This is a genomic window from Pseudomonas canadensis (assembly GCF_030980095.1).
GTDB classification, from domain to species: domain Bacteria; phylum Pseudomonadota; class Gammaproteobacteria; order Pseudomonadales; family Pseudomonadaceae; genus Aquipseudomonas; species Aquipseudomonas canadensis.
Genome location: NZ_CP133298.1, coordinates 2,100,445 through 2,114,455, shown reverse-complemented (window position 1 = coordinate 2,114,455; position 14,011 = coordinate 2,100,445). Strand labels below are relative to the sequence as shown.

13 protein-coding genes are annotated in these 14,011 nt (G+C 60.4%); 8 read left to right on the top strand and 5 right to left on the bottom strand.

The window, feature by feature from the left end; translation table 11 throughout:
* Position 1: 1 nt before the first annotated feature.
* Genes RB216_RS09910 through RB216_RS09900 form a run of 3 tightly spaced genes read right to left on the bottom strand, consistent with a single transcriptional unit; the run spans position 2 to position 2,672 of the window.
* A complete protein-coding gene (locus RB216_RS09910; protein WP_028619544.1) occupies positions 2-730 on the bottom strand; it encodes a sulfotransferase-like domain-containing protein in 729 nt (242 codons plus the stop codon).
* Positions 727-1,950, bottom strand: coding sequence for a transaldolase family protein (locus RB216_RS09905; RefSeq protein WP_028619543.1), 1,224 nt, complete (start codon positions 1,948-1,950; stop codon positions 727-729). Before RB216_RS09905 ends, RB216_RS09910 begins: the two co-directional genes overlap by 4 nt.
* A 17-nt stretch (positions 1,951-1,967) precedes the next feature.
* Positions 1,968-2,672 (bottom strand): HAD family hydrolase, encoded by a 705-nt coding sequence (locus RB216_RS09900; protein ID WP_028619542.1) that lies wholly within the window; start codon positions 2,670-2,672, stop codon positions 1,968-1,970.
* A gap of 253 nt (positions 2,673-2,925) precedes the next feature.
* Between RB216_RS09900 and RB216_RS09895 the strand changes: the two genes are divergently transcribed.
* The 4 genes from RB216_RS09895 (at position 2,926) to RB216_RS09880 (ending at position 7,056) form a co-directional block, all read left to right on the top strand.
* Positions 2,926-3,726, top strand: coding sequence for a glucose 1-dehydrogenase (locus RB216_RS09895; RefSeq protein WP_068931734.1), 801 nt, complete (start codon positions 2,926-2,928; stop codon positions 3,724-3,726).
* Positions 3,719-5,545, top strand: coding sequence for a glycoside hydrolase family 15 protein (locus tag RB216_RS09890; protein WP_308908623.1), 1,827 nt, complete (start codon positions 3,719-3,721; stop codon positions 5,543-5,545). Before RB216_RS09895 ends, RB216_RS09890 begins: the two co-directional genes overlap by 8 nt.
* A gap of 48 nt (positions 5,546-5,593) precedes the next feature.
* Positions 5,594-6,067 carry an isochorismatase family protein gene (locus RB216_RS09885; RefSeq protein ID WP_028619539.1) on the top strand — a complete coding sequence of 158 codons (474 nt, stop codon included), beginning with the start codon at positions 5,594-5,596 and terminating at the stop codon, positions 6,065-6,067.
* A 74-nt stretch (positions 6,068-6,141) separates the two neighbouring features.
* On the top strand, positions 6,142-7,056 hold the full coding sequence (locus tag RB216_RS09880; protein WP_308908622.1) for an alpha/beta fold hydrolase: 915 nt from the start codon (positions 6,142-6,144) through the stop codon (positions 7,054-7,056).
* On the opposite strand, the gene RB216_RS09875 is transcribed toward RB216_RS09880, so the two are convergent.
* A complete protein-coding gene (locus RB216_RS09875) occupies positions 6,990-7,994 on the bottom strand; it encodes a GlxA family transcriptional regulator (RefSeq protein WP_308908621.1) in 1,005 nt (334 codons plus the stop codon). The two genes, RB216_RS09880 and RB216_RS09875, sit on opposite strands and share 67 nt — an antisense overlap.
* A 90-nt stretch (positions 7,995-8,084) precedes the next feature.
* On the opposite strand from RB216_RS09875, the gene inhA reads away from it, so the two are divergent.
* A complete protein-coding gene (gene inhA, locus RB216_RS09870; protein WP_068931727.1) occupies positions 8,085-8,765 on the top strand; it encodes an isonitrile hydratase in 681 nt (226 codons plus the stop codon).
* 202 nt (positions 8,766-8,967) lie between these two features.
* On the opposite strand, the gene RB216_RS09865 is transcribed toward inhA, so the two are convergent.
* On the bottom strand, positions 8,968-9,597 hold the full coding sequence (locus tag RB216_RS09865) for a LysE family translocator (protein ID WP_122684169.1): 630 nt from the start codon (positions 9,595-9,597) through the stop codon (positions 8,968-8,970).
* A gap of 159 nt (positions 9,598-9,756) precedes the next feature.
* Between RB216_RS09865 and RB216_RS09860 the strand changes: the two genes are divergently transcribed.
* From RB216_RS09860 to RB216_RS09850, 3 genes are all read left to right on the top strand, one after another.
* Positions 9,757-10,272 (top strand): sigma-70 family RNA polymerase sigma factor, encoded by a 516-nt coding sequence (locus RB216_RS09860; RefSeq protein ID WP_028619534.1) that lies wholly within the window; start codon positions 9,757-9,759, stop codon positions 10,270-10,272.
* Positions 10,259-11,209 carry a FecR domain-containing protein gene (locus tag RB216_RS09855; RefSeq protein WP_308908620.1) on the top strand — a complete coding sequence of 317 codons (951 nt, stop codon included), beginning with the start codon at positions 10,259-10,261 and terminating at the stop codon, positions 11,207-11,209. Before RB216_RS09860 ends, RB216_RS09855 begins: the two co-directional genes overlap by 14 nt.
* Before the next feature lie 106 nt (positions 11,210-11,315).
* Positions 11,316-13,799 carry a TonB-dependent siderophore receptor gene (locus RB216_RS09850; protein WP_068931723.1) on the top strand — a complete coding sequence of 828 codons (2,484 nt, stop codon included), beginning with the start codon at positions 11,316-11,318 and terminating at the stop codon, positions 13,797-13,799.
* The last annotated feature ends 212 nt before the right edge of the window (positions 13,800-14,011 follow it).

The window sequence follows — 14,011 nt, the reverse complement described above, 5'->3', positions numbered from 1 at the left end:
CCTATTGGCAAAATTCATTCATGCGCGCGTAAAACGTACGGTGATATTCGTACATCGCTTTTAAATTCGGATATTGATCAAATGCGTTGATATCAACGTGCGGAGTATCTGGAGAAACAATCCGCTCACTGTTTTCCGCGTCGACATGCCAACGTCGCCACGTTTTCCATTGTTGTGGGCACTCACGCTTCCACGTCATCGCGTGTGGCATAAACTCTATATTCAAATGATCACAGAGTTTACGGATCACCCGTTCCGGCTCTGCGGCCAGGTCATCCGCATTGATCACATAAGGCACTTTGCCGGTCAGCTTGGTGACCACGCAAAATATGTCGTATAGCGCTTTATGCCCAATAGCCTGTAATGGCATATCGGGATGCACCCGATGATGGGAAATAATGCTGCTGGCGGGTTCACGAATAAGAAAGATATTGTCCTGTTGCGCGAGAAAGCCAACATCCACTTTCAAGTCATCCAAACAGTGATAACACATGTCTTTATGAAAAACGTTCGCGCGCTCACGGGCATTAAGCAGATGCTCTTTTATGCCTGGGTAAGTGGTGGGCAAACTGTGATCCCACTCATCCGAGGGAATCGCCGAGTCCTCGGAAAACGCCATATGCGCAAACGGCTCATGGAAAACCTCGAAATCGCCCCGCTCGATAAACACACGTTCGAGCACCGTGGAGCGCGAACGTGGGTGTGCCCACAACCCGATCATCCTGTTCATGCGATCACCCCAAATTCAGCGGCGAGCAACGCGTTGAGCGCGCGCTTGAACGGCGTCGTCACTGGGCAGAGCCGAACGCAGTAATCCGCCAGGCGCCGATGCGCGCTGTTGGCTTCATTGCAGGCGTTGATGAAGGCTTCATGGTTACCGAAGTCGTAGGGTTCGATGCTGTCGACAAAGTAGGCTTCGTAGAAATACGGAATGCGGATCAGCTTTGCGAAGGTCGACGCCGGCGGTTTCTGAGGTTCCAGCGCAGGCACGACGGGTTTGCCATGGCTTTCGCGCTCGATCAGGAACTCCACCACCTCCGGTGTCAGCGTGTAGCAGGTCGCCGTATGCCCGGTCTTCTCCAGGTGCCAGCAATGTTTGTTGCCACGCTCGTCCACATCGACCTTTATGCTGGACAGCAGGGTCTTGACCGGCGTCTTCGAGGACGCCACCAGCGCCTGGATCTGCTCGTAGATCATCAACTCAGCCCAGCGCAGCTCCTCGGCACTCAACGCCAGACCACGCTCGGCGGCCTGCAGCGTAAACTCGGGCTGGCAGGCGAAACGCCCGATCATGAACGTAATGACGTACTTGCAGCGGGCAGTGTCGATACCCTTGCTGCGGGCAGTCGCCCTACCGCGCTCGATGGCCTGGATACCGGCCTGGAATTGCGCAACCGTGAAGCAGAACGTGATATTCACCGAGCCGCCCTGGGCCACCAGGTGTTCAACCGTTACCAGCCCTTCCAGGCTACCCGGCACCTTGACCATCACGTTCGGCGCCAGGCGCTGCAGTTCCAATCCCCGGGCGCTCATGCGTTCAGTGCAGCGCACGTCAACCGGGTCGACCTGGGCGGAAATCCACCCTTCGGCCTGCGCCGACTGAATCCAACGCGGCTTGAGCGTGGCGGCCCCTTCGACGATGACTTCGTTGTACAGCTGCTTGCGCAACTCGCTGGGAGACAGCTTGCCCAAGTTGAAACGTGAGGACCAATACTCGCGCTTTTCGAGGATGACGGCCGTCACTAACCGAGGGTTGGTGGTCGCACTGCACAAGCCCCAGGGCTGGGAGAATTCATCCGGCATCAACGCTTCTATATAAGTCACAGCGGCTGGGTATTTTTCCAGCAGGTGTTTTTTATACGGTAGGTATACGGCAGGCGATGAGTCCCACCACACTTCTGAAGATTGATCGTTGCGTTTGAGCCGTTCCAGGTAACCAAGTGTGTTCACGACGCCTCCTCCCTGAGTCAATTAAAAATGGTCAATACTTCACGCATGTCAGCAATCGGCAATGCTCCGGCCGCGGCCAATTGCGCATGCCGATGCGCGGGACCAAAGCCCAACACTTTTATATTGGCCGCTACAGCCGCCTGGATACCCGTCACACTGTCTTCCACCACCAGCGCATCACTCACGTCGATGCGGTAAGTTCGGCAGGCCGTCAGAAATACCAGGGGATCAGGCTTCCAACTACCCAACTCGTAACAACTGAATATTCGCCCTTCAAAATAAGAAAACAGCCCTGCCAGGCGTAAGCAATGCTCTATCTTGCTGCGGGGTGCACTTGAGGCTACGCAATAAGGAACTTCCAACTTTTGTAATACTTCCAGCACCCCATCCGAGGCTTTCAAACTGAGGGTCAGTGCTTGCAGCGCTCGCTCGCGAAAGTGCTGTTCAAACTCCGCATCCAAACTGACATTTAATATCTGCTCAGCTTCGCGCAAACACTCGGCAATCTTCCGCCCACGGAAGCGCTCGATAAAACAGGTGACATCAAGCAGCGGGTCGCCCTGAACAAGGGCATTAAGCATGGAGATCAATACAGACAGGGTTATTTCTTCACTTTGGACGAGAACACCGTCGCAATCGAAGATAACTAACTTAGGCACGCCAACTAAGGCCGCTGCTTTTACCTGAACTGGTAGTTCCCCTATATCGGCCGAAAGGCACATAGAAATCTCTTATAGGTGGCCCCGCGATGACTTCCGAACTACCAACGGAGCGGGTTGATGTGTGCCTATAAGACACGGGGCGAAAAAGCCTGTCAAACGCTTTTGAGCGGTTTTTTAGTATCTTATGGTTATTTTTTATAGTTCTGTTATTCCATTTTTCACCATGGTTGTAGTCGCTAATTTCACACGGGTGAACTTCCCTTGCGCGCGATCAGTCAGCTACTTGAACTCACGAATTTAAGGTCGGTGAGCAATGCATATCTCGTTGGAGCAACAAGTGGCGCTGGTGACCGGTGCCAGTTCCGGAATCGGCGCCGGCGCGGCCAAGGCTCTGGCGCAAGCCGGAGCAGCCGTGGTGCTGAACTACAACAGCCAGGCCGCACCGGCCAAGGCACTGGCAGAGCAGATCAATGCCGAGGGCGGCCGGGCGATTGCCATCGGCGCCAACGTTTCTATAGAAGAAGAGGTGGAAAGGCTTTTTGCCCAGACCCTCGATGCCTTCGGCCACCTGGACATCCTGGTGGCCAACTCCGGGATGCAGAAGGACGCCAACCTGGTGGACATGAGCCTGGATGACTGGAATGCGGTGATCGGCGTCAACCTTACCGGCCAGTTCCTGTGTGCCCGCGCAGCGGTGCGCATCTTCAACCGCCAGGGCGTACGCGAAGGCGTGTCGCGGGCGGCGGGCAAAATCATCCACATGAGTTCGGTGCACCAACTGATCCCGTGGGCCGGGCATGTGAACTACGCAGCGTCCAAGGGTGGCGTGGAGATGTTGATGCGCACCCTCGCCCAGGAAGTCAGTGAACAGCGCATCCGCATCAACGGGATTGCGCCGGGGGCGATCCGTACCGCGATCAATCGAGCCGCCACCGAAGGCGCGGCAGCACAAGAATTGCTCAAGTTGATTCCCTATGGGCGGATCGGCGATGTGGAAGATGTGGCCAACGCCGTTGTGTGGCTGGCCAGTGATGCGTCCGACTATATCGTTGGTAGCACGCTTTTTATTGACGGCGGCATGAGCCTATATCCGGAGTTTCGTGGCAATGGTTGATTTGAAGAACGAACAACAGAGCGCCATCGATGCCCACGGCATCATCGGCGATATGCGCAGTGCCGCATTGGTGAATGATAAAGGCAGCATCGACTTCTTCTGCTGGCCGGAGTTCGACAGCCCGTCGATCTTCTGCTCGCTGCTGGACAGCCCCGATGCCGGCATTTTCCAGCTCACCCCGGACCTGCCCAACGCGCGCCGCGAACAGATCTACCTGCCCGACACCAACGTGCTACAAACCCGCTGGCTCAGCGATGAGGCCGTAGTAGAGATCACCGACCTGCTGGCCATCAGCGAAGAAATCGATGACCTGCCGCTGCTGATCCGCCGCGTACGTGTGGTCAGCGGCAAGGCCGACATTCATCTGCGCTGTGCGGTGCGCCATGACTACGCGCGCACGCTCACCCAAGCCACCCTTGACAACGGCACGGTGTGCTTCAGCGCCGAAGGCCAACCCGGCCTGCGTTTGTCCGGCAGCCACCCGCTGCAGATCAAAGACGGCGCCGCCGTGGCCAGCTTTACCCTGGGCCAGGAAGAAGGTGCCGAATTCGTCCTTGGCGGCCAGGAGGATGAACGGGTGGGCAGCAGCTGCACGGACCTGGCATTGGCCCATACCTTGAAGTTCTGGCGCGGCTGGATCGCGCAATCGAACTACCGTGGGCGCTGGCGCGAAATGGTCAACCGTTCGGCCCTGGCGCTCAAACTGCTGACCTCGCGTAAACACGGCGCGATCATCGCCGCCGCCACCTTCGGCCTGCCGGAAACCCCCGGCGGCGAACGCAACTGGGACTATCGCTACACCTGGATCCGCGACGCATCGTTCACCGTGTATGCTTTCATGCGCCTGGGGTTTGTCGAGGAAGCCAACGCTTATATGCGCTGGCTCAAAGGCCGCGTGAGCGACTGCTGCGACCAGCCGACCAAGATCAACATTTTGTATGGCATCGACGGTCGCCAGGAATTACCCGAGGCCGAGCTTGAGCACTTCCAAGGCCACGGCGGCGCCAAACCGGTGCGTATCGGCAACGAGGCGTTTGACCAGATCCAGCTGGACATTTATGGCGAGCTGATGGACGCGGTGTATCTGGTCAACAAGTACGGCGAAGCCATCTCCCGTGAGGGCTGGAAACATACAGTAGAAGTTGCCGACCAGGTCTGTGAAATCTGGAACACCAAAGACGTGGGCATCTGGGAAATGCGCGGCGAGCAGCATCACTTCCTGCACTCACGACTCATGTGCTGGGTAGCGCTGGACCGCGCCATCCGTCTGGCCTCCAAGCGTTCGTTGCCGGCGCCGTTTGCACGCTGGGACCAGACCCGCCAGGCGATCTACGCCGACATCTGGAGCAATTTCTGGAACGAAGAGCGCGGGCATTTCGTGCAGCATACCGACACCACCGCGCTCGACGGTTCGATGTTATTGATGCCGTTGGTGAGGTTTGTCGCGGCCACCGATCCACGCTGGCTCTCGACCCTGGAAGCTATCCAGAAAAGCCTGGTGCGCGACGGCATGGTCTACCGCTATCGTAACGACGACAGCCAGATCGACGGCCTGCAAGGCACCGAAGGCGCGTTTGCGGCCTGCTCGTTCTGGTACGTCGAATGCCTGGCCCGCGCCGGGCAAGTTGAAAAGGCCCACCTGGAATTCGAGCAATTGCTGCGCTACGCCAACCCGCTGGGCCTGTACGCCGAAGAGTTCGACACCCAGGCCCGCCACCTGGGCAATACACCCCAGGCCTTGAGCCACCTGGCGTTGATCAGCGCGGCGACGTTCCTGGATCGCAAGCTCAGCGGGGAGAAAACCACCTGGCAACCCTGAAGTGGCCTGTGCACAATGGGCGGCCACTCGACCACGGACAGGAACGCCATGCGCCAGGTACTGCTGATCATCGACGTGCAACCTTCCTTCAACCCGCCCACGTGGCTAGTGGACGGCATCAACACCCTGCTGGGGCGCATGCCGTCAGTCGCCACCGTGGAGCGCCACGACGAGAGCGTCACGCCCTTCGCCCGGCAACTCGGCTGGCAACCGGCGCCGAACGACCAAAGCCTGGTGGCCGCTGATCGCATCTTTATCAAACACGGCTATGCGCCAACCCCCGAGACCGTTTCCTATCTGAAAAGCCTCGCGCCGCAACGTGTACTGGTGTGTGGTATCCAGACCGACACCTGCGTGCTGGCGGCGGGGTTCGCGCTGTTCGACGCGGGATTGCAGCCGACCTTGATCAGCGACCTGACGGTGGGTTCGTCGCTGGATCGGTCGGGGCAGTTGGGGGTGGATCTGTGGCGGCATCATTTCAAGCATGTGCTGAACAGCACCGAGCTGAGTCTAGACAAGTAACACCACTACGTTTATCTGCACGCCATTGCGTCATACCTTTGGACTAGAGTTCCAGCATCTAACAGGAGCCTCCGATGACGATCGCCACCTCGCTGCTGTACGCTCGCACGCCCATGCTCGATATCGCCTACGAAGCCCACGGTCCCCTCGACGGTGAGCCGGTGATCCTGCTACACGGTTTTCCCTATGACCCGCGCGGCTATGACGCGATTGCGCCGGTACTGGCCGAGCGTGGCTACCGGGTACTGGTGCCGTACCTGCGCGGTTACGGCCCGACGCGGTTTATCAACGAGCAGGTGATGCGTTCCGGGCAGCAGGCCGCATTGGCCAAGGACCTACTGGACTTCATGGATGCGCTGGCGATCCCGCAAGCCACCCTCGCCGGGTACGACTGGGGTGGGCGAGCCGCGTGTATCGTCGCGGCGTTGTGGCCACAGCGCGTGCGCGGGTTGGTGACCGGCGATGGCTACAACATCCAGGACATCGCCAAGTCACTGAAGCCCAGGGCGCCGGTGACGGAGCATCGCTTGTGGTATCAGTTCTACTTTCACACCCAGCGCGGTGTGGACGGCTTGACCGCCAACCGTGGCGAACTGTGCAAGTTGCTGTGGTCGTTATGGTCGCCGTCCTGGGCCGAGGGGCCGGGGCTGTATGAGCAGACCGCGCCGTCGTTCGATAACCCGGATTTTGTCGAGGTGGTGATTCACTCCTATCGCCACCGCTTCATGTATGCGCCCGGCGACCCGACGTTGGAAACCATCGAGCAGGCGCTGACTTTGCAGCCGCCGATCTCGGTGCCGAGCGTTTCGCTGTGCGGCGCCGATGATGGGGTGGGGCCACCGCCTGAAGTAGATGATGATGTCGAGCATTTCAGCGGGTTTTACCGACGTCAGGTGCTGCCCGGCGTGGGTCACAACATCCCTCAGGAAGCACCGCAAGCCACGCTGGATGCGCTGCTGGAGTTGCTGGGCGAAAAGCGTTCGCGGTAAGCCTGGGGCGTCACCGACAAGGCGCGAAGGAAGCTGCGGCGCAGGGTTTCTTCACAGCCAAAACCACACTGCACGGCGATGCGTTTGATCGACGCCGCGCTGTCAGCCAATTGCCGACGTGCGGTTTCGACGCGGATCAATTCGACGGCACGTGCCGGGGTCTGACCGGTTTCGGCGCGGTAGTGGCGTACAAAGCTGCGTTCGCTCATGCCGGCTTGGGCGGCCAGGGTGGCGATGCTCAGGTCCAAGGTGAGGTTTTCGGCGATCCAGGCGTGAAGTTCGGCGAAGCGGCTGTCGTCTTTTTGCAGGGACAGGGTCACGCTGAATTGGGACTGGCCGCCGGGGCGCTTGAGGAACACCACCAGGTGCCGCGCCACCTCCAGGGCCACAGCGCGGCCCAGGTCTTCTTCCACCAGCGCCAGACACAAGTCGATGCCAGCAGTGACGCCGGCGGACGTCCATACGGCGCCTTGCTGGATGAAGATCGGGTTGGACTCCACCGTCAACGCCGGGAATTTGCGCGCCAATTCTTCGCAACGTGTCCAATGGGTGGCCACGCGACAGCCATCGAGCATGCCACTGGCGGCGAGCAGGAACGCGCCGGTACACACTGACGTCACGCGCCGGGTGTGACGGGCTTTCTCGCGCACCCACTCCACCAGCGCCGGGTCTTCGGCGGCGCCGTATACGCCCCAGCCGCCGGCAATCACCAACGTATCGCACGGCGCATCGACGGCGGGCAGCGGCTCGGCCAGCAGTGCCAAGCCAGCCGACGTCATCACCGGCTCCGCTTGGGCAGCAATCACCGACACGGCGTAAGGCAACGGCAGGCCGCGCTGACGCGCCAGGTCATTTGTGGAGGCGAACACCTGCAACGGTCCGGTGACATCAAGCACCTGGGCGTTATCGAAAGCGAGGACGTGGACGATTCTGGACATGATTGGCGTGATTCGTGGGATCAATGGCGTATTCGCCAAAGCCTAGGCCTCTAGAGTGAAGCCGTCCACCCCTTTGACGGAGCGCTATTAATGACCCTGCAGATTGGCTTTGTATTGTTCCCCGGTATCCAGCAACTGGACCTCACCGGTCCTTATGACGTACTGGGTTCGCTGCCGGATGTGCAGTTGCACTTGGTGTGGAAAGACCTGGAACCGATCACTTCCAGCACTGGCCTGGTGTTCACACCGACCATGACCTATACCGACTGCCCGCGCCTGGATGTGATTTGCGTGCCTGGCGGCTCCGGTGTTGGCGCGTTGATGGAAGACCTGCAGACCCTGGACTTCCTCAAGGTCCAAGCTCAGACCGCCCGCTATGTGACGTCGGTGTGCACCGGCTCGCTAGTGCTCGGTGCCGCCGGTTTGTTGCGCGGGCGCAAGGCGACCACACACTGGGCCTACCACGACCTGCTCGCCCCGCTCGGTGCAATTGCAGTGCAAGAACGCGTGGTGCGTGACGGCAACCTGCTGACCGGTGGCGGCATCACTGCCGGCATTGACTTCGCGCTGACGTTGGCTGCCGAGTTGTACAGCGAAGCGGCGGCGCAACTGGTGCAATTGCAGATTGAATATGCGCCGGCACCGCCGTTTGATTCCGGGCGTCCGGACACGGCGCCCAAGCATGTGTTGGAGGAAGCCAACAAACGCACGGCTGAATCGCGCAGGGTGCGTGGGGAGATCGTTGCGCGGGCGGCGGCTCGGTTGGGGTGATTCTGCATAGCTCCTGGGGATACTGCAAAAGCGATGTTTGGGTCGGGCGGGGGACATATCCGTTATTTGGGTAACGGCGGCTTATGGTTCCGCTCTTACAGCGGCTCACTTTTGGAAAGGCCGGAATGCCGGCTCTTTTCAAAAGTGACCCGCCGTAAGGGCGGAACCCATATCAGCCGTTACCCAAACAACGGATATGTACTCAGCCTGGCCGAGACATCACCGCCAAACGCACGGCCAGCACCGTCAGCACCGTCGCCAACCCCCACTTCTGCAGCCAGGCACCCTTCGAGCGCCTGGCAAAAAACCGACTGAGCACTCCACCAAACACCCCCAGCAGCACATGAAACACCGCTGCAATCAAAGTCAGCACGCCCCCCAGCACCATCAACTGCACCGCAATAGACCCCGCCTCCGGCCTTACAAACTGCGGCAAGAACACCAGAAAAAACAGCAAAGCCTTGGGATTGAGCAAACTGTTGAGCATGGCTTGCAGGAACACCCGCCCCAAGGGCACGCGACTGACATGCACGGCGTCGCCTCCAGCATTTTTCTGCAACGTCTTGAACACCAACCACAACAGGTAAACCACCCCGGCATACCGAATCAGGTCAAAGGACGGCGGCCAACTGGCAACCAGCGCCGTCACCCCAGTGGCGGTCAAGGCGGTCAGCAGCAGGTCCGCCACGCCGATGCCGAGGGCCGACGCCATCCCGCCGCGCCAACCATGGGTCACGCCATGGCTGATCACAAAGGCCATGTTCGGCCCCGGCGACAACAGCAACAACAGCACAGCACCGGAAAATACCGCCAGGGTCGCAAGGTCGATCATGCTCAAGCCCTCCACCGGGAAAGCCCGCAGATTAGTCCGTGCACGTTAAGCGAACAAAAAATTGTGCTGGATACATTCTTCTCCAGTAATTGCGAATCGCTACGACCAACGTCTAGAATGCGAAACATTATCAATTAAGACAGCTGCGCCAGGATGCCCATGTCGAGCGATCACCCACTGGACCATGCCGCCATCGGCCAGCTTTACCATGCCCATCATGCCTGGCTGCGCGGCTGGTTGAGCCGCCGCACCGGCTGCCGTGAACACGCCGCCGACCTGGCCCAGGAAACCTTCGTGCGCCTGCTCAATGCGCGCCGCCAGCAAACCTTGCAACAACCGCGCGCGTACTTGAGCAGCATCGCCCGCAGCCTGATGATCGACCAATACCGGCGCCGTGAACTGGAACGCGCCTACCTCGAAAGCCTCGCGCATTTCCCGCAAGTCGAGGTGCCATCGGAAGAAACCCGCCTGTTGATCCTCGATAGCCTGGAGCGCATCGACCGCCTGCTCGACCAGCTCAAGCCGCGCGTGCGCGAGGCCTTTTTGCTGGCGCAACTGGACGGCCTGACCTGTGCGCAGATCGCCCTGCGCCTGGGTGTGTCGAAGGCCACGGTGGAGCGTGACCTGTCCAAGGCCCTGCACGCGTGTTACCGGTTGCGTTATGTCGAAGGCTGACGCGCAACTGGTCGACCAGGCCATCCAGTGGATGATCACCCTGCGCTTCAATGTCGCCGACGACGCCGCCACGGCCGCGTTCGAACGCTGGCTGCACACCAGCGCCGAACACCAGCGGGTGTGGCAGCGGGTGGTGACGATGAATGACGATTTCACCCAACTGCCGGCCCAAGTCGGTCGGCATGCCCTGCGTGGGGCGCGCCAACGCATCAGCCGCCGTGAAGGCTTGAAACTGCTGGGCCTGGTGGCCGGCGCCGCCGGTTTGACCTGGCTCGGTCGCGACTACACGCCCCTGCCCGCCTTGATGGCGGACTACCGTACCGCCACCGGCGAACGGCGCTGGGTAGCATTGAACGACGGCAGCCGGATCCAACTCAACAGCGCCAGCGCGATCGATGCGTCGTTCAACGCAGAGCGGCGCCTGGTGCAGTTGCGCCAAGGGGAAATCGTGGTGAATACCGGGACCGACAACCGCCCGTTCTGGGTCCAGACCCGCGACGGTTACCTGCGCGCCCTCGGCACGCGATTCCTGGTGCGCGAAGAAGCCCAAGGCACCCTGCTTGCCGTGCAGCAAGGCACGCTGGCGGTGTTTGCCGACAGCCAGGCGGCCAGCGCGCGCCAGGTCCTCACGCCCGGCGACCCCATGGTGTTCAACCGCAGCGGCATTCGCCCGGCGGTCGCCAACGGACTTGATCCCTGGGCCTGGAGCGACGGGGTAATCAGCGCCCACAATATGCGCCTGGACGACTTTCTCACCGAGCTGGGCCGCTATCGCAACGGCGTGTTGCGCTGCAGTGAGGCAGTGGCCGGGCTGCGGGTGTCGGGGACTTATCAGTTGGACGACACCGACCAGGTGCTGGGCCTGGTGGCGCAATCGCTCAAGCTCGATGTCACTTACCGCAGCCGCTATTGGGTGACCGTTTCACCGCGCGTGTAATTTTTCAAAAAATAAATGAGGTGAATTCTCATTGCCGCTCGACCTGTAAGGAAAGGCCGATCAACAGGCCGGTTCTGTCCACTTCCTTCAGGAGCATCCCGCGGTCATGCAAGCGTTCCCCTCCCCACGTTCCCCCCTCAAGCGCGCGGTCCAGGCCGCCTTGCTTGGCGTCTGCCTGAGCGGCGCCCTGCCACTGGCCGTGATGGCCGAAACACCGGCCAACGACACCCAGGCCCGCGACTGGAATATCGCCTCCGGCGCCCTGGCCAGTGCGCTGGACCAGTTCGCCCGTCAGGCCGGCATCAGCCTGTCGTACGACGCCACCAGCGTCGCCGGCAAAACCAGCTCGGGCCTCAATGGACGCTTTGATCCTCAGCAAGCGCTCGAACAACTGCTGCGCGGCCAGGGCCTGCAAGCCCAACGCCAAGGCAACAGCACCTGGATGCTGCTGCCGCAAGCAGGCGACGCCAGCACACTGAACCTGGGCGCCACATTGATCAACGGCGAACGTTTGGGCGCCACCACCGACGGCACCGGTTCCTACACTACCGGCGCGGTCACCATCGGCAAGGGCGAACACAGCCTGCGGGAAACCCCGCAATCGGTGAGTGTGATGACCCGCCAATTCATGGACGACCAGAACGTCACTACCATCGATGACGTGATGGAACGCACGCCCGGCATCACCTCCTACGAATCACCCATGGGCGGCAAGTATTTCTACTCCCGAGGCTTCAAAATGCTCGGCCAATACCAATACGACGGCGTGCCCCTGGACATGGGCAAGGACTACGTCCAGGCCGACAGTTTCAGTGCGAACATGGCGATCTACGACCGTGTGGAAGTGCTCAAGGGCGCCGCCGGCATGCTCAAGGGGGCCGGCACCGCCAGCGGTGCGGTGAACTTCGTGCGCAAGCGGCCCCAGGCCAAGCCCACCACCAGCCTGTCGTTGTCCGCCGGCACCTGGGACAACTACCGCGCCGATGTCGACACCGGCGGCCCGCTGAATGACAGCGGCACCCTGCGTGGTCGTGCGGCGGTGAGCCAACAGACTCGCGGCTCCTACATGGACATCGCCAAGCGCCAGGACCAGGCGTTCTACGGTGCGCTGGATTTCGACCTCACGCCAGACACCACCCTGGGTGTCGGCGCGAGCTACGAAGATGTCGACGCCACCCCGTGCTGGGGCGGGCTGCCGCGCTACGCCGACGGCAAAAGCGCCAACCTGAGCCGCTCGACCTGCCTCGGCCAATCCTGGAACGACTGGCAAAGCCGGCGCACCACGTTCTTCGCTGACGTGACCCACCACTTCAACGATGATTGGAAACTCAAGGTCGCGGCGGTACACAGCCGCAACCTGCAAGACACAAAATATGCCGCCAGCGAAGGCACCATCAACTACGGTGACCCGGCGCCCACGGCCAACTCCTATGCGGCGTTGATGGACTACGACCACAAGGACTACGGCCTCGACGCCTATATAGACGGCAAGTTCGAAGCCTTCGGCCTGCAACACGAACTGATCCTCGGCGCCAACGGCAGCCGTGGCACCCAGGACGACGTATACGCGATTCAGAACCTGCCCAAGCGCCAGAGCATCTACCAGCCCGACCACCACTTCCCGGAACCGGCCGACAACACCTTCTGGCCGAACATGTACCGTGGCGGCACGGTCAAGGAAACCGCCACGCAATACGGCACCTACGCCACCTTGCGCCTGCGCCTGGCCGAGCCCTTGATGTTTATCGTCGGCAGCCGTGTGAGCTGGTACGAAAACCGTCGCCAGTCCAACAACCTGGCCTGGGGCGAATGGGCTGTGCAGGACGCACGAACCAAGGAAACCGGCGAAGTCACGCCATTTGCCGCACTGATCTACGACCTTGACGAGCACCTGTCGGTGTACGCCAGCTACGCGGATATCTTCCAGCCGCAAAGTTCCTACGCCACCGCCGACGGCGCAGCGCTCAAGCCCAAGATCGGTGACAACTATGAGCTGGGCATCAAAGGCGAATGGTTCGACGGTCGCCTCAACAGCTCCCTGGCCCTGTTCCGCTCCATCGAGAAAAATGGTGCCGAAACCGACTACGCCAGTTTCTGCCCGACCTCCGCCGATGGCTATTGCTACACCGACAAAGGCAAGGTGCGCGCCCAGGGCGTAGAGGCCGAAATCAGCGGTGAAGTGCTCGAGCGCCTGCAGGTATTCGGCGGCTACACCTACACCCAGACCAAGTCCCTGAACAACATCGACACCCGTAAAGAAGGTGGCGTATCCAACACCTACGTGCCTCGGCACATGCTACGGCTGTGGGGTGACTATCAGCTCGACGGTGCGTTGTCGAAATGGAGCGTAGGCACCGGAGTCAATGCGCAAAGCAGCAACTACCGCGTGCAGGGCATCAAGCTCGAACAGGCCGGTTATGCGACCTGGAACGCCCGCGTGGCGTACCGTATCGACGACACTTGGACCGTCGCACTCAACGGAAATAACTTGTTTGATAAAAGCTACTTCAACACCGTCGGCACAGCCTCCTGGGGCAACTTCTACGGTGAACCGCGTAATTTCACCGTGAGTTTGAAAGGCGACTTCTGATCCGGCGAAAGCCCCGCAAGCAGGGCGCTTAGTGCGCCCTGCAACTCCCTCTTTGTCCCCCTTTCCTACGTCGCTTCGAAAAAGGTTTTTCCATTAAGCAGGAAAAATCTCACATTTGTTCCTACACTCAAAATCAGCCCTGATGACCGAGTGTCCAGACAAGGAACGTCAATAAAATGCCGAACAAAAGACTCATTAACCTGTCTAGCATG